Below are 23259 nucleotides of genomic sequence, written 5' to 3' on the forward strand. Positions count from 1 at the left end.
GCCAACCGCGCAGCACCATCCGGACCCCACAACAAAAAATACCCCGCACGGGGCGGGGCATTTCTAAGACTGCCAGCGGCTGGGAGTACCGGCCACTGTGCGGTCCACAGGGGATCAGCTCTTGCCGTACATGCGCTTCATGTCGTCCACACACTTGGACTTTGCATCACCCGACAGCGCATCGCAGCGCTCCTTGGCGGCCTTGTAGTTGGCGTCGTTCTTTTCTGCGTTGGCATCCTTGCGGGCCTCGGCCACGGCAGCGCCCTTTTCGGCAGCATTGTCCGCGGGCTTGGCCTGCACCGCGGCGACCTTGGCATCTTGCTTGCCCTTCACATGGGCAGCCTTGGCGTCCTTTTCACAGACATCCTTTTCATTGCCCTTCAGGTCATCGCATTTTTCCTTGGCGACGGAGTAGGCTGCGTCAGCACGCGCTTCGGCGACCTTCTGGGTGGCTTTGGCGCTGGGCTTGTACTGGGCTTCGAGCTCGGCCTTGGCCACGTCTTCCTTGCCCTTGGCTTCCTTCACACAGATGTCCTTGGCGTTGGCCGACAGGGCATCACACTTTTGCTTGTCGGCCTTGTATGCGGCCGAGATCTGGTCCTTGGCGGCCTTGTGTTCAGGGGCTGTCATGGCGAAGGCAGAGGTTGCCAGCAGGCCAGCAGCCACGGAAGCGATCAGAGTTCGTGCGAATTTCATGGGTTTCTCCTCGAATTGGATAGGTAGGGGATAGGGAGCAGGCCGGTGCGAAGGTGCGCCGGCCGCCTGCTGGTTGCCCGTGCGGCTCAGGCGCAGGGGGCTGGCCCCGGCACCAGACCCCGGTCAGTCGTTGAAGCGAAAGTCAGGGTGGCGGTCCTGCCACTCCTTGAGCTGCTTTTCGGCGGCGTCGCGGGCAATGCCCTGGCGCTCTTGCAGCTTGCCCAGGAACTGCTCGCGCTTGCCGTCGATGACGTCGAAGTCATCGTTCGTGAGCTTGCCCCACTGTTCAATCATCTTGCCCTTGAACTGCTTCCAGTTGCCCTTGACGGTGTCTTCATTCATGGTCTTCATCCTTGAGAGTGGCTCGCTGCGGCCATGCCACCGATATGGCGGTAAACGGTGCCGGACAGCGATGAGCCCACTGTAGAAACACTGCAGTGCGCCGCGCGTAGGCTCCCGGTGGCAGCGAACGTCGGCCTCTGGACTACACCGCTGCCGGACAAGCCGCCGCAGGGTGCCCAGCAAGTTCCGGCGTGAACACGCCCTAGTCGAAACCAGCCTCTTTGCGTAAACCGTTGCATTTGGTGACTGTTGTAGTCATTCATAACGATTTAGCCCAACAGGCTCTCAGTTGCAAATCCATACACTTGGACCAGGCCTTGGCATCCATGGCAGAGCTACCGAAGCGCACCGTCCATGCATGCAGGGCGCCTGAGAGCTCTGCGTGTGGTGTTGCTCCCGCTACCAACAACTAGCAGACCCACCATGACACTGATGAAAGAGGAACCTCGCGCAGCGGCGCCTGCCGAAGTTGCAGAGGGAATCGACACCGCGCAGGCGGCTCCACGCCCGGCCCCGTTGCCCAAGGAAGCCACGCTCGCCGCCCTGATGGCCAGCGTGGCGCTGGCAGCCTGCGGTGGCGGCGACGCAGCCGATGACACCGTGAGCCCGCCCGCGACGCCCGCTCCAGGCACCACACCGACACCCACGCCAGGCCCGGCACCTACCCCCGGCCCGGCCCCTACACCCAGCCCCACGACGCCCCCCTCCCCCGGGCCCGCACCGGCGCCCGGTCCCACGCCCGCGCCGGGGCCATCGACTCCACCGCCCCCGCCGCCTCCACCGGCCCCGGGTGCGGGCTCCTACACGTACACAAAGGCCGGCACCGATTCGGAGGCGGCCCGCTTCCTGCTGCAAGCGCAGTTCTCGGCCTCGACGGGCGAGATTGCCACCCTGCGCGCCAGCACCTACGACGGCTGGATCAACAACCAGTTCAGTCTGCCCGTTGGCACCAAGGGGTGGGACTGGCTGAACCAGCGTGGCTACAACACGGTGGACAACACCACGTCGTACTACGACAACACCTACCCGGGCGACTGCATGATCTGGCAGCAGCTCATGACGTCCACCGACGGGCTGCGCAAACGCGTGGCCCTCGCGCTGTCCGAAATCTGCGTGGTATCGCTCTCGGGCCTGGACTTCAGCTGGCGCAGCCACGCCATCGCCCACTATTGGGACCAGCTCGTGGCCAATGCCTTCGGCAACTTCCGCCAGCTGCTGGAGGACGTGACCCTCAACCCCGCGATGGGCTACTACCTCAACACGCGCGGCAACCAGAAGGAAAACCCCTCCACGGGCCGCCAGCCCGACGAGAACTATGCCCGCGAGATCCTCCAGCTGATGTCCATCGGGCTCGTGGACCTCAACCAGGACGGCACGGCCAAGCGCGATGGCTCGGGCCAAGTGGTCGACAGCTATACCCAAAGCGACATCACCAACCTGGCACGCGTGTTCACGGGCTACGACTACGACCAGTCGCAAAACGTGCAGACCACCGTGCCGGGTACCACACGCACCGTGCCCAGCACCCATTTCACGCGGCTGCCCATGGCACTCACCGAGTCGCGGCACTCCACGCTGGCCGCCACCTTCCTGGGCACCACCGTTGCCGCCGGCACCCCCGGCGCGGCGGCACTCAAGACCGCGCTGGACACCATCTTCAACCACCCCAACGTGGGGCCGTTCATCGGCAAGCAGCTGGTCCAGCGCCTGGTCACCAGCAACCCATCGCCGGGCTACGTGAGCCGCGTGGCCGCCGCCTTCAACAACAACGGTGTCGGCGTGCGCGGCGACATGCGCGCCGTGGTCAAGGCGGTTTTGCTGGACAACGAGGCACGCGGGCCCGCCGGGCTCACGGACGCCATGTTCGGCCGGCTGCGCGAACCCATGTTGCGCTTCGTGCAGTGGGGCCGCACGTTCGGCATCGCTTCGCAATATGGCAGCTGGAAGATCGGCGACCTCAGCTCGGCGGGTTCGCGCCTGGCGCAGAGCCCGCTGCGCTCGCCGTCGGTGTTCAACTTCTTCCGGCCGGGCTATGTGCCGCCCTCGACCGCCCTGGCCACGGCGGGCGCCGTGGCGCCGGAGTTCCAGCTCGTCAACGAAAGCAGCGTGGGCGGCTACCTCAACTACATGCAGGGCGTGATCCGCAACGGCATCTTCGTGAACGCGCCAGACCTGCCCAACAACGGTAGCACCAGCAACAACGGCGTCGACATCAAGGCGGCCTACACCAACGAACTGGCCATCGTGGCCGATGCCGACGCGCTGGTCGACCGGGTCAACCTGCTCATGACAGGCGGCCAACTGTCTGCGGCCACCATCAAGCTCATCGCGGATGCCCTCAAGACCACGGCCGTCACGGCCGCGAGCGCGGACAACGCCAAGCGCGACCGCGTGGCGGCCGCGATTTTCCTCGTCATGGCCTCGGCCGAATACCTGATCCAGAAATAAGGCGCGCCGCCATGCATCTCCTCCAACCCGAACTCCACTCCCGCCGCGCTTTCCTGCGCCGCTCGGCCCAGCTGGGCATGGCGGGCACGGCCCTGCCCTTTGCGCTCAATCTCGCGGCCGTTGGCGAGGCCGCAGCCTTCACGGCCACGGACTACAAGGCGCTGGTCTGCGTCTTCCTGTACGGCGGCAATGACTACGGCAACACCGTCATCACCTACGACGACGACAGCTACAACAAGTACAACGCCATCCGTGGCGGCGGGGCCGGCCAGACGGCCGGTGGTATTGCCCTGGCCAAGTCCGCGCTCACGCCCACGCTGCTCACCCCCACCACGCCGCTGGCCGGGGGGCGGCAGTACGCACTGCACCCCGCCATGACCGGGCTGACGAACCTGTTCAACACCGGCAAGGCCGCCGTGCAGCTGAACGTGGGTCCCCTGGTGGTGCCACTCACCCGTGCGCAGTACAGCAGCAGCAACCGCACGCTGTACCCGCTGCCCCCCAAGCTGTTCTCGCACAACGACCAGCAGTCGGTCTGGCAGTCGTCTTCGCCCGAAGGCTCCACCGTGGGCTGGGGCGGCAACATCGGCGACCTGGCGCTGTCCTCCAACGGCAGTTCGCTGTTCACCTGCATCTCCGTCACGGGCAATGCGGTGTTCCTCTCGGGTGACTCCGCGCTGCAGTACCAGGTCAGCACCAACGGCGCGATCGCGATCAACGGCGTCAAGAACAACGTCTATGGCTCCACGGCCGTGCGCGCGGCACTCAGCTCGCTGATCCAGCAAAACAGCGGCCAGACGCTGGAAAACGAATACAACCGCGTCACCGCGCGGGCCGTGGGCGCAGAAGCCTCCATCACCTCGGGGCTGGCCGGGGTCAACCTGGCCACGGCCTTCCCCTCCAGCAATTCGCTCGCCGACCAGCTCAAGATGGTCGCCCGCCTCATCGGCGCGCGCACCACATTGGGCAGCAAACGGCAGGTCTTCATGGTGTCGCTCGGCGGCTTCGACCTGCACGACAACCTGATCTCGCAGCAGCCCACGCTCATGCAGCGCGTGAGCGAAGCCATGACCGCGTTCTACAACGCCACCGTCGAACTGGGCGTGGCCGACAAGGTGACGGCGTTCACGGCCTCGGACTTCGGCCGCACGCTCAGCTCCAACGGCGACGGCTCGGACCACGGCTGGGGCAGCCACCATCTCATGGTGGGTGGCGCGGTCAAGGGCAAGGCCTTCTACGGCAAGGCGCCACCGGTCAGCATCACCAACACCGCCGATGCCAACGACCAATGGCATGTGGGCCAGGGTCGCCTGCTGCCCAGCACCTCGGTGGACCAATACGCGGCCACGCTGGCCAGCTGGTTCGGCGTGAGCAACAGCGAACTGCCGGGTGTGCTGCCCAACCTGAGCCACTTCGGCGGGGCCGACTACCCGACCAACCTGGGCTTTATGGCTTGATGTGGAACATCCCCCGAGCGGCTGCGCCGCTCGGGGCGGGCCTTGGCTTGCTGCCCTTGCCCAAGGCGGCGCCAGTTTCACTGGCCGCCCGGAAGCTGCGAGCCCCAATAATGGGGGCATGACCACTTCCTCCGCTCCCTCGCCCCGTCCCCGTGTTGTCATCATCGGCTGCGGCTTCGGCGGCCTTGAAGCCGCCCGTGCGCTGCGTGGTGCCGCACTGGACGTGACGCTCATCGACAAGACCAACCACCACCTCTTCCAGCCCCTGCTCTACCAGGTCGCCACCGCCGGGCTGTCGGCCCCGGCCATCGCGGCGCCCATCCGCCACCTGTTTCGCCAGCAGCCCAACGTCACGACCTTGCTGGGCGAGGTCACGCACATCGATGTGGCGGCACGCACCGTACACCTGAAGGGCGGACCCCATCCCTCCACACCCCTGCATTACGACCACCTCATCGTCGCGGCCGGTGCCACGCACAGCTATTTTGGCCAGGACGCCTGGGCCACCCACGCGCCCGGGCTCAAGACGCTGGACGATGCCTTCGAGATCCGCCGCCGCATCCTGCTGGCCTTCGAGGCCGCCGAAAAAGAGACGGACCCTGTGCGCCGCGCCGACTGGCTCAACTTTGTGGTCGTCGGCGCCGGCCCCACGGGCGTGGAGATGGCGGGCACCCTGGCCGAGATCGCACGCCACACGCTGCCGGGCGAGTTCCGGCACATCGACCCGGCCAGTGCAAAAATCATCCTGCTCGAAGGCGGCGCCCGCGTGCTCCAGTCCATGCCGGAGACGCTGAGCCAGCGCGCCAGGGAGCAGCTGGAAAAGCTGGGGGTGGAAGTGCGCATCAACGCCCGCGTTACCGCCATTGACGCCGAGGGACTGATGGTCGAATCGCCATCCAGCGCTGATTCATCAAGCGCAAATAGCTATCAAATAAAGAGCAAATGCATTGTCTGGGCTGCGGGCGTGGCCGCTTCTGCGCTGGGCCGCCAGCTGGCCGAGGCCACCGGGTGCACCACCGACCGCGCTGGCCGCGTGGTCGTGGCGCCCGACCTCACGCTGCCCGGCCACCCCGAGATCAGCGTGATCGGCGACCTGGCTGCGGCCAAGAGCCACGCGCCCGGCCAGGAGCCGACGCCTGTCCCCGGTGTATCCCCCGGCGCCAAGCAGATGGGCCGGGCCGCCGCCGCCAACATCCTGCGCCGGCTCAGCGGCCAGCCCACGCAGCCGTTCCGCTACAGCAACTACGGCAACCTGGCCACCATCGGCCGCAACTCCGCCGTGGTGGACCTCACCTCGCCCGCCGGGCCGGTGCGGTTCTCAGGCTACTTTGCGTGGCTGTTCTGGCTCTTTGCGCACGTGTACTTTTTGATCGGCTTTCGCAACCGCCTGGTGGTGCTGCTGGACTGGGCCTGGGCGTACTGGAGCTTTGCGCGCTATGCGCGGGTGGTGACGGGGATCGAGGGGCAGCCTTCGGTGGCCGCTGCGCCTGTGTCGAAGCCCCCCCAAAAACCCCAGCCGTAGGCCGCGGTCACCGCAGCACCGCAGCGAGAGTACGCCGTCTCGCCCCGCCTGCGTACCGACGTTCCAAGGACCTGATTCAGCCGCGCGCCCCGGCGGCGCCCTGCGGGCCCCAGATGTGCGCGATCAGTTCCGCCAGCTTGAGCTTGCTGGCCATCTTGTGCCGCAAGGCCTTGAGCTCTGCCATCACGGTCTGCAACTCGCCGGGTGTGGGCTGCAGGGGCCGCAGGCACTGGGCGAGCACCGGCACTACCTCGCGCCGCATGAACCGCCCGCCCGCCAGCACCATCTGCACGATCACGAGCAGCACGCCCAGGGCCATGAACACCAGCACCGCCAGGTCGGACGAGTCGGGAGACAGCTTGTGCACGATGGCGGGCCCTGCAATCATCAGGCCCAGCGCGACGAGGGCGGAGATGCCGACCTCCTTGTCGAAATGGGTGGATGCAAAACGCTTTTCGACCTTGGGCGACAGCAGCAGAAATGGGCTGCGGATTAGCGCCTTGCGGTCATCGGCGTGCAGGGCGCGCGGGTCCGCGCGCAATTGCCGCTCCAGGTCCAACCGCTCCTTCCAGGCCTGCTCCAGGTTCGGAAAGGTCTGCCGCGCCAACTCGGGCAAAGGCGCGGGCTTGGGTGCCACTGCAGCGTAATGGGTGGGCTCGGCATTGAACGAGGTGTCGCAACGCACGCAGGTGCGCTCGTAGCCCACCAGTTCTCCCTGGCTCACAGTGATGTAGTACACGTGCCCCGCTGAACCCAGGCGTTGCAGCACGAAGGCGCGTGGTTTGCGGCAGATGGGACAAAAATCGGCCACATGGCCGAGTTTTCGATAGACGAGTTTCTTCCCCCAGACGATGAACATGGCGTCCCTCTCGATGTGTTGTGTGATTTTTGGATGCGGGAAGCGACATGGTACGCACTGCGGCGGCCGTTGGAAATGTGCCCGTGCCCACGCCAGCACACCACCCAGACATGCGCGATGCGCTGGACTTCGGTCCAGCGATTGGGGGACTCCCCCCAAGGAAACACCCGCTCCATGGCCTGCGCCCCGCCGCGCTCCTTGGGGCAAGTCTGTGCAGCGTCTTGCGGCTCAGCCCGGCGGGCTGCCCCGCCGCGTCATTGGCGGACGTCGCCCACCTGTTCCACCCACGCGGCCAGTTCCTGCGCCACCTGGGTGGACGCCTCGGCCAGTGCGGCCACGCCGCCCGCTGCGTCGGCACTGCGCGCGGGGGTGCGCGCGATGAACACGCGCTGGCCGCGCAGCACTTCACCAGACAGCGTCAGGTCCACCACCGTGGCGCGCAGGCGCACCACGCCCGCACTCTCGGTCGGCTGGACGAAGATGTGGCTGAACTCCTCCAGCTCCACGCGCAGCACCGAAGGCAGCCGGTTGCCCTGGGCCGTGTCGCGTGCCTGGGCCGCAGCATCGTCGGCCTTGAGCACCGCACGCCGCTGGCCCAGGTGTTCACGCAGGCGCTGCTGCAGCAACTGCGCAGGCGGCTGGCTCCAGCGGGCCTGGCTGTACGGGCGCAGCTGCTGGGTGTCGGAATAGGCCAGGCGGTAGAGCACGGCATTGCTCCCTTCGGGCAGGCCGGGGGCCTCCACATCGGCCAGCGCCAGGGGTGGCAGGGGCGCGCGGCGGTCGGTGGGCACCGGGGCAAGTGCGCCGGGGCCAAAGTCATACAGTGCGGGGCGCGATGGCGGGCTGGGCAGCGCCGAACAGCCTGCGATGCCGAGCACCACCACAGAAAAAATAGAGGCAAACAGGCCTCCAGCGCTTGACTGATATGCGTTAGCAGCTATGTTTTTAATAGTATTGGTCATAAACGCTCCTCACGGTGCGGCAAAGCCCTGTTCACCCGGGCCGGGCGGGATGCGGCCAGACCCATAGATGAACAGCTGCGGGTTGTCGGTGACGCCGCCCGCTGTGCGGCTGAGCTGGCGCGCCGCGCGCGAGGTGTCGTCGGCGGCACGGTTCAGGCGCGGCAGCGTGGTGGTGCTGAACTGGTCGGCCGCGCGGGCGAGGGACTGCGTGCCGATGGTGATCTGGTCGATGGGGCCACCCTCGGCCCCCAGGCGCTGCGTGGTCTTGCTGACGTCGGCCGCCAGCACCGACACGCTGGCGCCGGCCTGCTGCAGCGACTGCAGGGTCTTGCGGGCATCGCTGGCCAGCGGGGGCAGCGATGCCAGGGCCGGGTCCAGGCGCTGGGCCACGGTGGCATCGAGCCGCTGGGTCAAGGTGTTCACGCTGCCTGCCGCCTGGGCAATGTTGCCCAGGGCCTCCGTCAGCTTCTGCTGGTTGGTGTCGCCCAGCAGCTGGTTGATGCGGCGCGTGGCTTCGTCCACCTGGGCGAGGATGGCGGGTGCCTGCTCGGCGAGCTTGCCAAACGGCGACGGCTTGATGGGCAGGCGCGGCAGGCCGCTCGGGCCTGGGGGCAGCTCGGGGTAGGGCTTGTCTGCATCGTCCAGCAGGACGTGGGCCAGGCCCGTCACGCCCTGGTAGCCCAGCACGGCGAAGGTGGTGGGGCTGATGGGCGCCTGCTCGTTGACCGCAATGCGGATGAGCACGTTGCCCGTCACCTGCGGGTCGAAGCCGATGCGCGTGACCTTGCCCACGGCCACGCCCTTGTAGCGCACGGCGGCCTGGGGCTGCAGCCCGCTCACGCCGTCCTTGGTGGACAGCTCGTACTGCTCGTAGTTGGCGCTGTCGCGCGTGAGCCAGATGGCCAGGCCCGCCAGCATGGCGGCCACCACCAGCACAAAGATGCCTGCGGCGAGGGCGTGGGATTTGTTTTCCATCAGGTGGGTTCCTTGTCGGGCGTGGGCGCGGCGGCGGTCTGTGCCACGGCGTGCTCCACGGATTGCACCGGGGCCATGGCGCGCTGGCCACGTTCACCCAGGAAGAAGTGTTCGATGAACGGGTGCTGGAAATGCGCCACCTCGTGCGGCGGTCCGGTGACGATGACCTTTTTATCGGCCAACACGGCCACCCGGGTGCTCAGCGCAAACAGCGTATCGAGGTCGTGCGTGACCATGACCACCGTGAGCCCCAGTGCAGCCCGCAGCTCGCGCAGCAGCGCACAGAAGTCGTCGGAGCTGCTCGGGTCCAGCCCCGCCGTGGGTTCGTCGAGCAGCAGCAGCGGCGGGTCCATGATGAGCGCGCGCGCCAATGCCACGCGCTTGACCATGCCGCCCGACAGGTCCGCCGGCATGCGCGTGGCGTGCTCGGGCTGAAGGCCCACCATCTGCAGCTTGACCAGCGCGGCATCGCGCACCAGGTCGTCGGGCAGGGTGCCCTGCTCGCGCAGCGCAAACGCCACGTTGTCGAGCACGTTGAAGGCCGAGAACAGCGCGCCGTGCTGGAACAGCATGCCCACGCGGCTGGCCGCGCCCTCGCGCCCCATTTCAGACGCCGGGCGCCCCAGCACCGTGACCTGGCCCCGCGCCGGCCGGGCCAGGCCCAGGATCTGGCGCAGCAGCACCGTCTTGCCCGTGCCCGAGCCCCCTACCAGCGACAGCATCTCACCGCGCTGCACGGTGAAGTTCAGGTCCTGGTGCACGGTAAAGGCTTCGTCGCCCTTGCCGAACACCGTCCACAGGCCTTGCACGTCCACGATGGGCGGCTCGCCGGGCGCGACGGCGATGTGTTCGGGCTTGGCGATGCGCTCAGTCATGGCCTCGCTCCCGTTGACACTGGCGCGTCCCCATGCCAGTGCCACCGTGGAGCTGGCTTTGCCAGGCCACGGGTGGCGTCCCCCCTTGGGGGGATGACGAGAAGCGGCTCAGGGGACTAGTCATATGCCTATGTTTTTGAAAGCCACCGCAAACAAAGCGTCCACGATGATGACCATGGTGATCGACGTGACCACCGAGGCCGTGGTGCCTTCGCCCAGGCTCTGGGTGTTGGGCTTCACGCGCAGGCCCCAGTGACAGCCGATGAGCGCGATGAACGCTCCAAACACCACCGACTTGGCCATGGCCAGGCCCAGGTTGCCGATCTTGACGGCGGCGGGCAGGGCCTGCACGAAGTAGCCGGGCGAGATGTCCATGGCCACGTCGGCCGCCAGCATGCCGCCCGCCAGCGCTGCCAGCGTGGTCCACACGCTGATGAGCGGCATGGCCAGTGCCAGCGCAATGGTGCGCGGCATCACCAGCCGAAAGCCGTGGGGAATGCCCATGACACGCATGGCATCGAGCTCTTCGGTTACACGCATCACGCCGATCTGTGCGGTGATCGACGAGCCCGAGCGCCCTGCCACCAGAATGGCGGCCAGCATCGGCCCCAGCTCGCGGATGAGCGAGATGCCCAGGATGTTGACGATGAACGACTCGGCGCCAAACTGCCGCAGCTGCAGGCTCATCAGGTAGGCCAGCACCACACCGATGAGGAAGCCCACCAGCGCCGTGATGGGCAGGGCCGTGGCCCCCATGCGGTACAGGTGGCCAGAGACGTCGCGCCACGGCCCCCGGCGCGGGGCACGCGCCAGGCGGCCCAGATCCAGTACCAGCCGGCCGACCATTTCGAGCATGTGGCGGGCATGGTCCACGCCGTGCAGCACCAGCACCCCGAGGTGGTCCACCTGCTCACCCAGCCGCCAGGGCTCGGGCGGCGGCGCGGTGCAGGTGAACTGCGCCACGCGCGCAAGCATGTCGCGCTGTGCGTCGGTGCAGGCCAGGCGTTCGGGCCAGGCATGCTGCCAGTGGTTCCACAGCAACTGGGCGCCCACGTGGTCCAGCCACTGCAGTTGCGTCAGGTCCCAGCCCAGCGTGGGTGCGGCCGGGTGGCTGCGCAGCTGGCCCGACACGGCCTCCCAGTGCGCCCCGGTTCCCAGCTCGGCCGCGCCCCAGCGCCCATGCAGCTGCGCACAAGGCCCCTGGGGCGTATCGGCGCTAACAATGCGAGGAGCGGGGTCGGTCATGAACTGGGCAGCGCGGGCCGCCAAGAATGCAAGGGAGGGTGCATGGTAGCGGAGCCAGCCGCAGGCGGCACGTAGGATTGATGCCCGCCAGGGATCCTCTGCACGAATCGAGCGGAAAGTGTGCGCTGCGGATCGGGATGGACTGCAAGGCGCAAAACGCAGCAATAGCCGTAGCTATTGCGAGGTTTTGCAACGCCGCAGACCGCCCGAGACCGCAGATGCACGCGGCGCGGCGATTCGTGCAGAGGAACCCCAGGGCCGGGCGCCAAGCACAGGCGGACCAGGAATGCATGAAATTAATATCAAACAGGCCACCAGCGCTTTACCACCATGCGCTGATAGCTATATATTTAATAGCAATAGGCACTGACCCTCTCGACACACCCGGCGCCGTCCGCACAATGGCCCTCCGTCTCCTTCCACACATTGCCACCGCCCCCTGCCCATGAGCGACCACACCACGTTTGACACCATCATCATTGGCGGCGGCACGGCCGGCGCCCTGCTTGCCAACCGCCTGAGCGCCGACGGCCGCTACCGGGTGCTGTTGATCGAAGCCGGCCGCAAGGACGACTACCACTGGATCCACATTCCCGTGGGCTATCTGTACTGCATCGGCAACCCGCGCACCGACTGGCTCTACAACACCGAACCCGACGCAGGCCTGAACGGCCGCACGCTGCGCTACCCGCGCGGCAAGACGCTGGGCGGCTGCAGCAGCATCAACGGCATGATCTACATGCGCGGCCAGGCGCGCGACTACGACCAGTGGGCCGAGCTGACCGGCGACGCCAGCTGGCGCTGGGACAACGCCCTGCCCTACTTCCGCCGCCACGAGGACCACTGGCGCCTGGACCAGCCCGGCGGCGTGAATGAAAATTTCAAACGCCTGCACGGCAACAAGGCCACCGGCAGCACCGGCGAGTGGCGCGTGGAGAAGCAACGCCTGCGCTGGGATGTGCTGGACGCGTTTTCCCAGGCAGCGCAGCAGGCCGGCATACCCGCCACCGACGACTTCAACGGCGGCAGCAACGAGGGTGTGGGCTACTTCGAGGTCAACCAGAAGAGCGGCTGGCGCTGGAACACGGCCAAGGCCTTTTTGCGGCCCACCTGCTACGGCCGCCCCAACTTCGAGATGTGGACCAGCGCGCAGGCCGCCAAGCTCGTCGTCGAGACGCAGCCCGACGGCAGCAAGCGCTGCACCGGCGTGTTGGTGTGGGACGGCCAGGAGATGGTCACGGCCCGCGCAACGGGCGAGGTCATTCTGAGCGCGGGCGCGGTCAACTCACCGCAGCTGCTGCAGCTTTCGGGCATCGGCCCCGCCGCGCTGCTGCGCCAGCACGGCATTGACATGGTGCACGACCTGCCCGGCGTGGGCGCCAACCTGCAGGACCATCTGCAGATCCGCGCGGTGTTCAAGGTGGGCGGCGTGGCCACGCTCAACACCATGGCCAGCTCGCTCTGGGGCAAGGCCAAGATCGGGCTCGAATACGCGACCAAACGCAGCGGCCCCATGAGCATGGCGCCCTCGCAGCTGGGGGCCTTCACGCGCAGCAGCGCGGACCAGCCCTGGCCCAACATCGAGTACCACGTGCAGCCGCTGTCGCTTGACGCGTTTGGCGAGCCGCTGCACAGCTTTCCGGCCTTCACGGCCAGCGTGTGCAACCTCAACCCCACAAGCCGGGGCACGGTGAATATCAAGAACGCCGACTTCAAGGCCGCCCCCGCCATTGCGCCCAACTACCTGAGCACCGCCGAAGACCGCCAGGTGGCCGCCGACAGCCTGCGTGTCACGCGCCGCATCGTGGCCCAGCCCGCACTGGCCAAGTACCAGCCCGAGGAGTGGAAGCCCGGCGTGCAGTTTGAAAGCGACGAAGACCTGGCGCGCCTGGCCGGTGACATTGCCACCACGATCTTCCACCCCGTGGGCACGACGAAGATGGGGCGGGATGAAGACCCGATGGCGGTGTTGGACTCCCAACTGCGCGTGCGCGGCATTGCGGGCCTGCGGGTGGTGGATGCAGGGGCCATGCCCACCATCACCAGCGGCAACACCAATTCGCCCACCCTGATGCTGGCCGAGAAGGCTGCGGAATGGATCATCCAGGCGCGGCGCACGGCATAAGCGTGGGTACCATCGCGCCCATGTACTCCTCCACCTTCATCTTTGCCACCAAACAGTTCGACGACGCCTTCCACCGCCTGGACGAGGCGATTGCCACCGCAGCCCGCTCCATCGACGGCTACCTGGGCGAGGAATCGTGGGAGGACACGGGCAAGGGCCTCGTGTCCAACGTGTATTACTGGCAATCGCTCGAGGCCCTGCAGGCCCTGATGCAACACCCCGCCCACCTGAAGGCCAAGGCGGCGCAAGCGCAGTGGCTCAACGGCTACCAGGTCGTCATCTCGCAGGTGATGCGCACCTATGGCGACGACAAGCTGGTCGGGCTGCTGCCCACGGCGGGCCTGTTCGTGCAGGGCGCGGCAGCGCACTGATCCCGCCCAGCCCCAGTCATACCCCGGCCACACGGCCGCGGCGCGGTCAGCGGATTCCCCCCACATACCGAGGCACTTCGGGCGCTGGCTCGGGTGCGGGCGGCGCCGCCATGCGCTGGCGCACGGCCTGCGTGGCCACATCCAGCAAGGGACGGCGCGGCGCAGCGGGTGGGGCGGCATGGATGGCCAGGTCCAGGCGGTCGGCCCACTCGACCAGCTCTGGAACGTTGTCCTCCTGGGCACGCCGGCGTGCGAAACGCACGATCTCCAGCGCATATTCGGCGTTGGCCGCCATCCATTCGGTGTCGGTCACGCGCCCCGTCTTGCGGCGCAGCAGCACATGCAGGTGGGCGGCAATGGCGAGCTTGTCGGAATCGGGCATGGTCGGCTCCTTATGGCATTTCAGTCATCCATGGCGCTGACCGGCGCGGCCCAAGCGCGGGCAGCCGCGCAAGGGCCGCCCCGCCGCGCTGGCTGCGTCCCCCTGCCCGCATTGCGCAGCAATGCGAGAGCGGGGGGAAGGCCCGCAGGGCCTCAGGAGGGGTGGACTTCATTAACTCCCCAGGCGCTCACGGTGCTGTGCGATGTCAAGCCCGGTCTGCTCGCTCTGCTCATCCACCCGCAGGCCCACGGCGAAATTGGTGATCCACAGCAGCACGGCGGTCGCAACAAGGCTGTAGGCCATCACCGCCCCCACGCCAATGGCCTGGGTGAGCAGGCTGCCGGAGACACCCCCCACGGTGCGGCTGGCCAGCACGCCGGTGAGCAGCGAGCCCACGATGCCGCCGATGCCATGCACCCCAAACACATCGAGCGAATCGTCGGCGCGCAGCAGGCGCTTGAGCCCCGTGGCGCCCCAGTAGCATGCCAGCCCGGCCACCAGGCCAATCGCCACCGCCGAGCGCAGCGTGACAAACCCCGCCGCCGGCGTGATGGCCACCAGCCCCGCCACCAGGCCAGAGCACAGCCCCAGCAGGGATGGCCGCCCGCGCACCACCCATTCGCCCAACATCCACGACAAGGCCCCGGCCGCTGCGGCCAGGTGCGTCACCGCCATCGCCAGCCCGGCGCGCCCGTCGGCGGCCACGGCAGAGCCCGCGTTGAAGCCGAACCAGCCCACCCACAGCAGGCCCGCACCGGCCATGGTGAGCCCCAGGTTGTAGGGCTCGAACGGCTCACGCCCGTAGCCAGTGCGCCGCCCGAGGAACCACGCACACACCAGCCCGGCCACGCCCGCATTCACGTGCACCACCGAGCCCCCGGCAAAGTCCAGCGCGCCCATCTGGGCCAGCCAGCCCCCTGGCTCCCACACCCAATGCGCCACCGGGGCGTAGACCAGCAGGGTCCACAGGCCGATGAAGATCAGCATGGCGGAAAACCGCATGCGCTCGACAAACGCCCCTACCAGCAGCGCGGCGGTGATGATGGCAAACGTGAGCTGGAACATGGCGTACACCGACTCGGGGATGTGCGGTGCCACATGGCTCACCGCCAGCTTGCCGCCAGCGAGCTGAAAGTCCAGGCCCGCAAAGCCGATGCGCTCCCATCCCCCCAACCAAGGGCTGCCCGGGGTGAAGGCCAGCGAGTAGCCCGCCCCAAACCACAGCAGGCTGACCAGCGCCGCAATGGCGACCACACAGGCCATGGTGTTGAGCACGTTCTTCTTGCGCACCATGCCCGCGTAGAACAGGGCAATGCCCGGCAGCGTCATCAGCAGGACCAGCGCCGTGGAGGTCATCATCCACGCGGTATCTGCCGCGCTGATGGTGGTCTGCGCCACCAGCCCGGGGCGGGTCAGGGGCGGGGACGGCACTGCCGCCACCGCACCCGCTGCATCGAGCGCCGTCTGGGCCAATGCGCTGGCGCACAGGCCCAGACACAACGACACGACCACAAATAACCGGTGGTTGACTGCCCGCATGGCGGCTCCCTTTCGCAAATTGTTACAAGCGCAATTGCACGAGCCGTGCCAACCCAAACACCCTGTTTTCGCCCCCTGCGGCGCGTTCACCGCCCCACAACGGGGGCGGGAAACCCCCAATGCACCAGCGAAGTGCAGTCGTTACAGTTGCGGCACTCGAAAGCGCGCTTCGGTGTGCCAAGCGAGGGGCCCGAGGAGACATCCTTTCTACCAATAATCAAATTTCAAGCACCCAACGAGGTGCGGTTTTTTTCCAGGCGCTGGCGATCCCAGCGCCTTTTTCTTGCCTGTTCCACGCTGGCCTCCCTTTCGCCACTGCCTTGGGAGGTCCTGAATCCATAGCAGACAAGCTGCGAAAATCCTGCGATGGAATGGATTTTTATTACCCTGGCCTCGCTGCTGGCAGGTTTTGTGGATGCGATCGTGGGTGGGGGCGGGCTGGTGATGGTGCCGGCGCTGTTTGCGGCTTTTCCCGGGGCCCCCCCGGCCACGCTGCTGGGCACCAACAAGGCCGCCTCGGTGTGGGGCACGGCCATGGCCACCTGGCAGTACAGCCGTCGCGTGCAGGTCCGCTGGTCGGCCATGCTGCCTGCCGCCGCTGCGGGTTTTGCGGGTTCGTTTGCCGGCGCCTGGGCTGTCACGGTGATGTCGGCCGATTTCCTCCGCAAGCTGCTGCCCCTGGTGCTGCTGGGGGTGCTGGTCTACACACTGGCCAAGAAGGAGTTGGGGCGGCACCACACCCCACGTTTTGCGGGCGGCACCGAAGTGCTGGTGGCCAGCCTGATCGGCGTGCTCATCGGCTTTTATGACGGCTTCTTCGGCCCGGGCACCGGCAGCTTTTTTGTCTTCCTGTTCGTGCGGCTGCTGGGCTATGACTTCCTCAACGCCTCGGCCTCGGCCAAGCTGCTCAACTGCGCCACGAACGTCGCCGCCATTGCGCTGTTTGCCGCCAAGGGCCATGTGTGGTGGCACTTTGCGGTGACATTGGCCATCGCCAATGTGGTGGGCAGCCTGCTGGGCACGCACCTGGCGCTCAAGCACGGCACGGGTTTCGTGCGTGGCATCTTCATCGTGGTGGTGAGCACGCTGATCCTCAAGACGGGTTACGACGCGTTCCTGCGCTAGCGGAGGCCCGAAGGGGCTCGTGCCCCCGGATGGCATCATGCTTGCTAAGCTGGGCAGGCCTACCACCAGGGCGCCCCGAGGTCATCGGGGTTGCCCTGCATGGCCCGAATGCGAACGCCCGTCCTATAATTTCTGCGCATTTCCGTTTGATGACGAGGCCCATCGCTGTTGGCGATGCCTGCATTCACCCGCTCCGGCCTGCCTACCCGCATGCCGGATTTTTTGTACCTGAACCACCCCCACAGGAACCCTGCCATGAAGTTTTTCAAGTCTGCCGTTGTCACCGCCGTGGCGCTGTGCGCCGCCCTCGCCGTCCAGGCCCGCACGCTGGATGAAATCAAGAAAGACGGCAAGATCATCGTGGCCACCGAAGGCCAGTTCGCGCCGTTCAACTTCTTTGAAGGCACCAAGCTCACGGGTTTCGAGGTGGAAGTGGCCGAGCTGGTGGTCAAGAAGATGGGCCTGAAGCTCGAATGGAAGACCCTGGGGTTTGACGCGCTGCTGACCGGCCTGGGCCAAAGCCGCTGGGACGCCGTGATCGCATCGCACGGCGTGACCGAAGAGCGCTCCAAGGCTGTCACGTTTGCCAACCCCCACTACTGCTCGGGCGGCATCATCGTGGCGATGGACGCCAAGATCCGCAACGCCCAGGACCTCTCGGGCAAGGTGGTGGCCGTGCAGACCGGCACCAGCTACCTCGAGCAAGTGAAAAAGGTCAGCGGCGTGAAGGAAGTGAAGAACTTTCCGCAGGACACCGACGCCCAGCGCGCCCTGATCTCCAAGCGCGTGGACGCGTGGGTCAGCGACAAGTTCGTGGCCAAGGAAGCCGCCGCCAAGAACGCCAAGGCCGGTTTCAAGCTGGGCGACATGCTGTTCATCGAACGCATCGCCCCCGCAATGGCCAAGGGCAACACCGACCTGGCCGATGCCTGGAACAAGGCGTTTGCCGAAGTGCTGGCCGACGGCAGCTACGCCACGGTCTCCAAGAAGTACTTCAAAGAAGACGTGCGCTGCAACTGAGTTAAAAATACGTGATGGGGTGCGCAGGGCCTGGCCCTTGGCGCACCCTTTGCTGTTTCTAGCGGCGTCACCCTGGTCCTGCCGCTGGCCCGATTCCAACCAAGACCTTCCGGTCGTCTGATCCATGCTTCTCGCTCTTTGGCCACAAGGCTGGTCCCGACAGCAGCGCAGCAATGCCACGCTGGTCGCTGCACTGGTGGTGATGGTGCTGGCCCTCTCGTTGCTGGGCCAATTGCTGTCGTTCTTCCCCGACCCCATCGGCCCCAACGCCCAGGCGTTTTCCGAAGGCGCGCGCACCACGCTGTGGCTCACGCTGGTCAGCGGTGCCGTGGGCCTGGTGCTGGGCACGGCGGCGGCGCTCGCCCGCACGGCCCGCTGGACGCCCGTGCGCTGGGTTGCTGGCGTGTACATCTGGGCCATCCGCGGCACGCCGCTCTTGGTGCAGATCCTGTTTGTGTACTTTGCCCTTCCGGTGCTGGTGCCGGGGCTGAATTTGCCCGACTTTGCCGCGGCCGTGGTGGCCCTGGGGCTGAACGTGGGCGCCTACAACGCCGAAGCACTGCGCGCAGGCCTGCTGGCCGTGCCCCGCGGGCAGACCGAGGCGGCCAGGGCGCTGGGCCTGGGGAGGGTGCATGTATTTCTGGACGTAGTGTTTCCACAGGCGTTCAAGATTTCGCTGCCGCCGCTGGTGAGCAACTTTGTGGCGCTGCTCAAGGATTCATCGCTGGCCTATGCGATTGGCGTGGTGGAGCTGACCAACGTGGGCAACCGCATCCAGTCGGCCACTTTCCAGCCCATTGCCACGCTGACCACGGTGGCCGTCACCTACCTGCTGCTGACCACGCTGGTCACGCAGATCTCCAACGCTGTGGAATACCGCTTTGACGTGGAAGGGCGCAACCAATGACCGCGACCCACCAGCCCAAGCCCTACATCGTGGCCGAACGGGTGTGCAAGTCGTTTGGCGCGCACCAGGTGCTCAAGGATGTCTCCACCGTGTTCCACACCGGCGAGGTGACGGTCATCATCGGCGCGTCCGGTTCGGGCAAGAGCACGCTGCTGCGCGCCATCAACCGGCTGGAGCCCCACGACAGCGGGCGCATCACCATCGACGGCGTGGAGGTCTGCGACGACCTCGGCACGCTGCAGCGCCAGCGCTGCGAGGTTGGTATGGTGTTCCAGCAGTTCAACCTGTTCGGCCACATGAGCGTGCTGGACAACGTGACGCTGGCCCCCCGCCGCATTCGCCACACGCCGCGCGCCCAGGCTAACGAGGAAGCCATGCAACTGCTGGGCCGCGTGGGCATGCAGGACCACGCACACAAGTACCCCTGGCAACTGTCGGGCGGGCAGCAGCAGCGCGTGGCCATTGCGCGGGCGCTGGCCATGCAACCCAAAGTAATGTTGTTTGACGAGCCCACGTCGGCGCTCGACCCCGAGATGGTCAAGGAAGTGCTGGACGTGATGCGGGGCCTCGCGCGTGGTGGCATGACCATGATTGTGGTCACCCACGAAATGGGCTTTGCCCGCGAGGTGGCCGACCGGGTGATGTTCTTCGACCAGGGCCGCATCGCGCACGACGCGCCGCCGCAGGAGTTCTTCGGCAACCCGGCCAACGACCGCATCCGCGCCTTTCTGGGCCAGGTCAGCCACTGACCCGCGTCCGAGCCGCTCTGCAGCGCAGAGGCCGCCGGGCAACCGGCGGCCCTTTTTTCTTTTGGTTTTGGGGAATTCTTCCGATGCGTACTGAACGTTGGGGCCTGATGGCCCTGCTGGTTGTCACGGTGGTGTGGGGCACCACCTTCCCGGCGATGAAACTGCTCTCGGCGCAGCTCGATGCGCTGCAGATCATCTGGCTGCGTTTTGTGATCGCGCTGGTGGTGCTGGCGCCGCTGTGGCGCGGCATGCTGCGGCACGAACGGCGCTGGGGTTGCGCCCTGGGCCTGCTGCTGTTCCTGGCGTTCTGGCTGCAGATCGAAGGGCTGGCGCGCACCAGCAGCAACCGCAACGCGTTTGTCACCGGGCTCAACGTGCTGGTGGTGCCCCTGATCGCCATGGCCTTCCTGGGCCGGCGCTATGGCTGGCGGCTGTGGGCGGCGTGCGCCCTGGCGTGTGCAGGCATGGCGCTGATGTTCCATGAGAACGAGCCCTGGAACCTGGGCGATACGCTGACGCTGGCCAGCACCGTGTTCTACGCGCTGTACATCCTGGCGCTGGAGGAATGCGCGCGCCGCACGGCGGCGCAGCCGCTGCGGGCCACGCGCATGGCCGCCGCACAAGCCACGGTGATGGCCCTGGCCTCCACCGCGCTGCTGCTGGCGCAGGGCGGTGGCATGGACTGGCTGCGTTCCGCGGCAGACCTGCCTGTGGATGCCTTGCTGGCCCTGCTGTATCTGGGCCTGCTCGCCAGCGTGGTGGTGGTGACGCTGCAGGCCTGGGGCCAGCAGCGCGTGGACGCCATGCGCAGCGCCATCGTGTTCGGGCTGGAACCGGTGTTCGCCGCGCTGACGGCCTGGGCGCTGCTGGGCGAAAGGCTGGGCTGGGCGGGGCTCGGTGGTGCCGCGCTGATCGTGGCAGCCCTGGTGTTCAGCCAGATCCAGCCCGCTGGGCGGGCCGGCACCGTGCAACGGGCCTGACGGAGCGGGACGGAGACCGGTTGGAAACGAAAATCTTACTAAAAACAGGCCCTGGCGCTTATCTGTATTGCGCTACCAGCTATCTTTTTTGAACCAATGGCTTAGGGAGCGATCATCTGCACTTCGCTCGCCTTGCGTGGCTTGCCAATCGGCGCGGAGGCCAGGCCTTTCTGCACGGCTACCAAGTCTTCCTCGTTGGGGTATTCGCCCAGCAGCCAGTAGTCAAACACCCGGCGCGCGATGGGGGCGGCGTGGGCTGCGCCGAAACCGGCGTTTTCCACAATCGCTGCCAGCACGATGCTGGGGTTTTCGGCCGGGGCAAAGGCGGTAAACAGCGAATGGTCGCGTTGGTGTTCTTCGAGGGACTTCGCGTTGTATTTCACGTTCTGCCCCATGGTCACCGCCTGGGCGGTGCCGGTCTTGCCCCCAGCCGTGTACGGCGCCCCGGCAAACACGCGCGTGCCAGTGCCGCCCTTGTTCACGGCGACCATGGCGTTGCGCACGATGTCCACGTTCCTGGGCAGAAAGCCCAGGTCTTCGCCGGGGGGCTGGTGGATCTCGGTGATGGCCCCCGTAACCGCATTCTTCACGGCCTTGGCCATGTGCGGCCGGTAACGGATGCCGCCGTTGGACAGCGTGGCCTGCGCCAGCGCCAGCTGCAGCATGGTGAAGTTGTTGTAGCCCTGGCCAATGCCCAGCGACACGGTTTCGCCAGGAAACCAGCGCTTCATTTCGGGACGCTTGTAGGCATTGCGCTTCCACTCGGTGCTGGGCAAGGTGCCCCGCACCTCGCCATTGAGGTCGATGCCCGTGGCCTGCCCAAGGCCCAGCGGCTTCATGAAGTCATGGATGGCATCCACACCCATCTCCACCGCCAGCGAGTAGAAGTAGGTGTTGCTCGATTGCTGGATGGCGCGGTGCATGTCCACCCCGCCCAGCCCACCTTCATGGCTGCGGAAGGTGTGGCCGCCGAAGGTGTAGAAGCCCGGATCGTTGACCACCAGGCTGGGCGAGCGCTTGCCCAGCTGCAGCGCCGCCAGCGCCATGAAGGGCTTGTAGGTGGAGCCTGGCGGGTAGGTGCCGCGCATGGCGCGGTTGAGCAGAGGCTTGTCGATGGATTCGTTGAGCGCCGTCCAGTTCTCCACGTCAATCCCCTCGACAAAAAGATTGGGGTCGAACGTGGGCTTACTGACCAAAGCCAGGATCTCGCCGTTGCGCGGGTCGATGGCCACCAGCGCACCCCGGCGGTTGCCGTACATGTCTTCAATGAGCTTTTGCAGCTTGATGTCGATGGACAGCATCACGCTGTCACCAGGCGTGGCCGCGTGGCTGGACAGCTTGCGCACCGCCCGCCCGCCCGCCGACGTTTCCATCTGCTCGACCCCGGTGGCGCCATGCAGGGCGGACTCGAAACTCTGCTCGATGCCCAGCTTGCCGATGTATTCCGTACCCCGGTAGTTGGCTTCGTCCTCGGAATCCTGGATGCGCGCCTTCTCGGTCTGGTTGATGCGGCCGATGTAGCCGATGGCATGGCTGGCCACATCGCCCATGGGATAGTTGCGGAACAGGCGCGCCTTGATGTCTACACCCGGGAAGCGGTAGCGCTGGGCGGTAAAACGCGCAACCTCCTGGTCGGTCAGGCGCGTGCGGATGGGCAGGGACTCGAAGTTGCGCGACTCTTCCATGAGCCGCTTGAAGCGGCGGCGGTCACGGCTCTGGATCTCCACCACCTTGGACAGCTCATCGATGGTCTCGTCCAGCACCCCTGCGCGCGAAGGCGTGATCTCCAGTGTGTAGGCCGAATAGTTGGTGGCCAGCACCACGCCGTTGCGGTCCAGGATGAGCCCCCGGTTGGGCACGATGGGCACTACGGCCGTGCGGTTGCTCTCCGCTTGCGCCGCCAGGTCTTCGTGCCGGACCACCTGCAGATACACCAGCCGGGCAGCGATGAGGCAAAACGCAAAAAACACCAGGGCGCCGATGACCAGCGCCCGCATCCGAAAGCGCGAAGCATCGGCTTCGCTGCTGCGCACCTCGGTCACGCCCTACCCCCCATTCGGGCACACGCAGTCCCGTGCTTACCGACCACGGGCAAATACGGACCGTTGGCAAAACGCGCTGGCATCAAGGAAGGCATGGGCTACAGAGGCCGGTTCTGGTCGCGGTCGGGCGGGCGTCGCTGCGGGGCCAGCAGCACCCAGCTGGCCAGAGGCCACAGCAGGGCCTCCAGCACTGGCGCGAGAAAACTCCACAGTCCCGGGAATATGCCCCCGGACGCCATCCGCAGCAAGAGCTCAATGGCGTGGGCAAGGGCAAACAGGGGCAACACCTGCAAGGCCTGCGACGGCACACTGAACCACAGCAGGCGGCGGTGGATGGCAATCGCGCCAAACGACAGCACGGTGTAGGACAGCGCATGCTGGCCCAGCAGCGCCGACTGGCTCACATCCATGCACAGGCCCAGCAGGAACGCCACGCCCATGCCGATGCGCAGTGGCTGGTGCACGCCCCAGAAGACCAGCAGCACCATCAGCACATCGGGCGTCCAGACGATGCGGCCCAGTGGCAGCATGTTGATGGCCAGCCCCACAGCCAGGCTGGCGACAATAAATATCGGGTTGACCGGAAGCAGCAGCGGCTCGCCGCGCGGCATGATCATCGCGCGCTCCCTTTCGAAAGG

21 protein-coding genes are annotated in these 23259 nt (G+C 66.6%); 10 read left to right on the forward strand and 11 right to left on the reverse strand.

What is annotated here, in order from left to right; genetic code table 11:
* Positions 1-114 precede the first annotated feature (114 nt).
* The gene (locus IB243_RS08815) at positions 115-696 is read right to left on the reverse strand and encodes a hypothetical protein (RefSeq protein ID WP_192426396.1); all 582 of its coding nucleotides are present in this window, start codon (positions 694-696) and stop codon (positions 115-117) included.
* A 123-nt stretch (positions 697-819) separates the two neighbouring features.
* Positions 820-1038: a CsbD family protein gene (locus IB243_RS08820; protein WP_010467098.1), complete on the reverse strand. Its 219-nt coding sequence runs from the start codon at positions 1036-1038 to the stop codon at positions 820-822.
* A 423-nt stretch (positions 1039-1461) separates the two neighbouring features.
* On the opposite strand from IB243_RS08820, the gene IB243_RS08825 reads away from it, so the two are divergent.
* From IB243_RS08825 to IB243_RS08835, 3 genes are all read left to right on the forward strand, one after another.
* On the forward strand, positions 1462-3486 hold the full coding sequence (locus IB243_RS08825) for a DUF1800 family protein (protein ID WP_192426397.1): 2025 nt from the start codon (positions 1462-1464) through the stop codon (positions 3484-3486).
* Between the two features lie 11 nt (positions 3487-3497).
* Positions 3498-4943 carry a DUF1501 domain-containing protein gene (locus tag IB243_RS08830; RefSeq protein WP_010467095.1) on the forward strand — a complete coding sequence of 482 codons (1446 nt, stop codon included), beginning with the start codon at positions 3498-3500 and terminating at the stop codon, positions 4941-4943.
* 118 nt (positions 4944-5061) lie between these two features.
* The gene (locus IB243_RS08835; RefSeq protein ID WP_192426399.1) at positions 5062-6465 is read left to right on the forward strand and encodes an NAD(P)/FAD-dependent oxidoreductase; all 1404 of its coding nucleotides are present in this window, start codon (positions 5062-5064) and stop codon (positions 6463-6465) included.
* A 76-nt stretch (positions 6466-6541) separates the two neighbouring features.
* Here the strand turns inward: IB243_RS08835 and IB243_RS08840 are convergent, their stop codons facing one another.
* The 5 genes from IB243_RS08840 to IB243_RS08860 form a co-directional block, all read right to left on the reverse strand.
* On the reverse strand, positions 6542-7324 hold the full coding sequence (locus tag IB243_RS08840; RefSeq protein WP_192426400.1) for a hypothetical protein: 783 nt from the start codon (positions 7322-7324) through the stop codon (positions 6542-6544).
* A gap of 254 nt (positions 7325-7578) precedes the next feature.
* The gene (locus IB243_RS08845) at positions 7579-8286 is read right to left on the reverse strand and encodes an ABC-type transport auxiliary lipoprotein family protein (protein ID WP_192426401.1); all 708 of its coding nucleotides are present in this window, start codon (positions 8284-8286) and stop codon (positions 7579-7581) included.
* 9 nt (positions 8287-8295) lie between these two features.
* On the reverse strand, positions 8296-9261 hold the full coding sequence (locus IB243_RS08850; RefSeq protein ID WP_192426402.1) for an MlaD family protein: 966 nt from the start codon (positions 9259-9261) through the stop codon (positions 8296-8298).
* On the reverse strand, positions 9261-10136 hold the full coding sequence (locus tag IB243_RS08855) for an ABC transporter ATP-binding protein (RefSeq protein ID WP_192426403.1): 876 nt from the start codon (positions 10134-10136) through the stop codon (positions 9261-9263). Before IB243_RS08855 ends, IB243_RS08850 begins: the two co-directional genes overlap by 1 nt.
* 120 nt (positions 10137-10256) lie before the next feature.
* On the reverse strand, positions 10257-11381 hold the full coding sequence (locus IB243_RS08860) for an ABC transporter permease (protein WP_192426404.1): 1125 nt from the start codon (positions 11379-11381) through the stop codon (positions 10257-10259).
* Positions 11382-11826: 445 nt separating this feature from the next.
* Between IB243_RS08860 and IB243_RS08865 the strand changes: the two genes are divergently transcribed.
* Together IB243_RS08865 and IB243_RS08870 are read left to right on the forward strand one after the other, a co-directional pair.
* Positions 11827-13506: a GMC family oxidoreductase gene (locus IB243_RS08865; RefSeq protein WP_192426405.1), complete on the forward strand. Its 1680-nt coding sequence runs from the start codon at positions 11827-11829 to the stop codon at positions 13504-13506.
* A 20-nt stretch (positions 13507-13526) separates the two neighbouring features.
* Positions 13527-13877 carry an antibiotic biosynthesis monooxygenase gene (locus tag IB243_RS08870; protein ID WP_010467079.1) on the forward strand — a complete coding sequence of 117 codons (351 nt, stop codon included), beginning with the start codon at positions 13527-13529 and terminating at the stop codon, positions 13875-13877.
* Positions 13878-13923: 46 nt separating this feature from the next.
* Here IB243_RS08870 and IB243_RS08875 read toward each other — a convergent pair whose 3' ends face one another.
* The gene (locus tag IB243_RS08875; RefSeq protein WP_192426406.1) at positions 13924-14259 is read right to left on the reverse strand and encodes a hypothetical protein; all 336 of its coding nucleotides are present in this window, start codon (positions 14257-14259) and stop codon (positions 13924-13926) included.
* A gap of 171 nt (positions 14260-14430) precedes the next feature.
* Positions 14431-15798, reverse strand: coding sequence for an ammonium transporter (locus IB243_RS08880; protein ID WP_192426407.1), 1368 nt, complete (start codon positions 15796-15798; stop codon positions 14431-14433).
* 366 nt (positions 15799-16164) lie between these two features.
* On the opposite strand from IB243_RS08880, the gene IB243_RS08885 reads away from it, so the two are divergent.
* The 5 genes from IB243_RS08885 to IB243_RS08905 all read left to right on the forward strand — a co-directional run bounded on the left by IB243_RS08885 (position 16165) and on the right by IB243_RS08905 (position 20579).
* Positions 16165-16923: a TSUP family transporter gene (locus IB243_RS08885; protein WP_010467075.1), complete on the forward strand. Its 759-nt coding sequence runs from the start codon at positions 16165-16167 to the stop codon at positions 16921-16923.
* Positions 16924-17178: 255 nt separating this feature from the next.
* The gene (locus IB243_RS08890) at positions 17179-17943 is read left to right on the forward strand and encodes an ABC transporter substrate-binding protein (protein ID WP_010467071.1); all 765 of its coding nucleotides are present in this window, start codon (positions 17179-17181) and stop codon (positions 17941-17943) included.
* 124 nt (positions 17944-18067) lie between these two features.
* Positions 18068-18850 carry an amino acid ABC transporter permease gene (locus IB243_RS08895; protein ID WP_057271017.1) on the forward strand — a complete coding sequence of 261 codons (783 nt, stop codon included), beginning with the start codon at positions 18068-18070 and terminating at the stop codon, positions 18848-18850.
* The gene (locus IB243_RS08900; RefSeq protein ID WP_192426409.1) at positions 18847-19599 is read left to right on the forward strand and encodes an amino acid ABC transporter ATP-binding protein; all 753 of its coding nucleotides are present in this window, start codon (positions 18847-18849) and stop codon (positions 19597-19599) included. Before IB243_RS08895 ends, IB243_RS08900 begins: the two co-directional genes overlap by 4 nt.
* Positions 19600-19682: 83 nt before the next feature.
* The gene (locus tag IB243_RS08905; RefSeq protein WP_192426411.1) at positions 19683-20579 is read left to right on the forward strand and encodes a DMT family transporter; all 897 of its coding nucleotides are present in this window, start codon (positions 19683-19685) and stop codon (positions 20577-20579) included.
* A gap of 101 nt (positions 20580-20680) precedes the next feature.
* Here IB243_RS08905 and mrdA read toward each other — a convergent pair whose 3' ends face one another.
* The gene (mrdA, locus tag IB243_RS08910; protein WP_192426413.1) at positions 20681-22621 is read right to left on the reverse strand and encodes a penicillin-binding protein 2; all 1941 of its coding nucleotides are present in this window, start codon (positions 22619-22621) and stop codon (positions 20681-20683) included.
* Positions 22622-22719: 98 nt separating this feature from the next.
* The gene (gene mreD / locus IB243_RS08915; RefSeq protein WP_192426415.1) at positions 22720-23238 is read right to left on the reverse strand and encodes a rod shape-determining protein MreD; all 519 of its coding nucleotides are present in this window, start codon (positions 23236-23238) and stop codon (positions 22720-22722) included.
* Positions 23239-23259 lie beyond the last annotated feature (21 nt).

It is taken from the genome of Acidovorax sp. ACV01 (genome assembly GCF_014851495.1).
In the GTDB taxonomy this organism is placed as follows: domain Bacteria; phylum Pseudomonadota; class Gammaproteobacteria; order Burkholderiales; family Burkholderiaceae_C; genus Acidovorax; species Acidovorax radicis.

Bases quoted from the DNA above. Each gene is read 5' to 3' on its own strand.
- IB243_RS08815 (WP_192426396.1), bottom strand. From the start codon at position 696: ATGAAATTCGCACGAACTCTGATCGCTTCCGTGGCTGCTGGCCTGCTG.
- IB243_RS08820 (WP_010467098.1), bottom strand. From the start codon at position 1,038: ATGAATGAAGACACCGTCAAGGGCAACTGGAAGCAGTTCAAGGGCAAG.
- IB243_RS08825 (WP_192426397.1), top strand. From the start codon at position 1,462: ATGACACTGATGAAAGAGGAACCTCGCGCAGCGGCGCCTGCCGAAGTT.
- IB243_RS08830 (WP_010467095.1), top strand. From the start codon at position 3,498: ATGCATCTCCTCCAACCCGAACTCCACTCCCGCCGCGCTTTCCTGCGC.
- IB243_RS08835 (WP_192426399.1), top strand. From the start codon at position 5,062: ATGACCACTTCCTCCGCTCCCTCGCCCCGTCCCCGTGTTGTCATCATC.
- IB243_RS08840 (WP_192426400.1), bottom strand. From the start codon at position 7,324: ATGTTCATCGTCTGGGGGAAGAAACTCGTCTATCGAAAACTCGGCCAT.
- IB243_RS08845 (WP_192426401.1), bottom strand. From the start codon at position 8,286: ATGACCAATACTATTAAAAACATAGCTGCTAACGCATATCAGTCAAGC.
- IB243_RS08850 (WP_192426402.1), bottom strand. From the start codon at position 9,261: ATGGAAAACAAATCCCACGCCCTCGCCGCAGGCATCTTTGTGCTGGTG.
- IB243_RS08855 (WP_192426403.1), bottom strand. From the start codon at position 10,136: ATGACTGAGCGCATCGCCAAGCCCGAACACATCGCCGTCGCGCCCGGC.
- IB243_RS08860 (WP_192426404.1), bottom strand. From the start codon at position 11,381: ATGACCGACCCCGCTCCTCGCATTGTTAGCGCCGATACGCCCCAGGGG.
- IB243_RS08865 (WP_192426405.1), top strand. From the start codon at position 11,827: ATGAGCGACCACACCACGTTTGACACCATCATCATTGGCGGCGGCACG.
- IB243_RS08870 (WP_010467079.1), top strand. From the start codon at position 13,527: ATGTACTCCTCCACCTTCATCTTTGCCACCAAACAGTTCGACGACGCC.
- IB243_RS08875 (WP_192426406.1), bottom strand. From the start codon at position 14,259: ATGCCCGATTCCGACAAGCTCGCCATTGCCGCCCACCTGCATGTGCTG.
- IB243_RS08880 (WP_192426407.1), bottom strand. From the start codon at position 15,798: ATGCGGGCAGTCAACCACCGGTTATTTGTGGTCGTGTCGTTGTGTCTG.
- IB243_RS08885 (WP_010467075.1), top strand. From the start codon at position 16,165: ATGGAATGGATTTTTATTACCCTGGCCTCGCTGCTGGCAGGTTTTGTG.
- IB243_RS08890 (WP_010467071.1), top strand. From the start codon at position 17,179: ATGAAGTTTTTCAAGTCTGCCGTTGTCACCGCCGTGGCGCTGTGCGCC.
- IB243_RS08895 (WP_057271017.1), top strand. From the start codon at position 18,068: ATGCTTCTCGCTCTTTGGCCACAAGGCTGGTCCCGACAGCAGCGCAGC.
- IB243_RS08900 (WP_192426409.1), top strand. From the start codon at position 18,847: ATGACCGCGACCCACCAGCCCAAGCCCTACATCGTGGCCGAACGGGTG.
- IB243_RS08905 (WP_192426411.1), top strand. From the start codon at position 19,683: ATGCGTACTGAACGTTGGGGCCTGATGGCCCTGCTGGTTGTCACGGTG.
- mreD (WP_192426415.1), bottom strand. From the start codon at position 23,238: ATGATCATGCCGCGCGGCGAGCCGCTGCTGCTTCCGGTCAACCCGATA.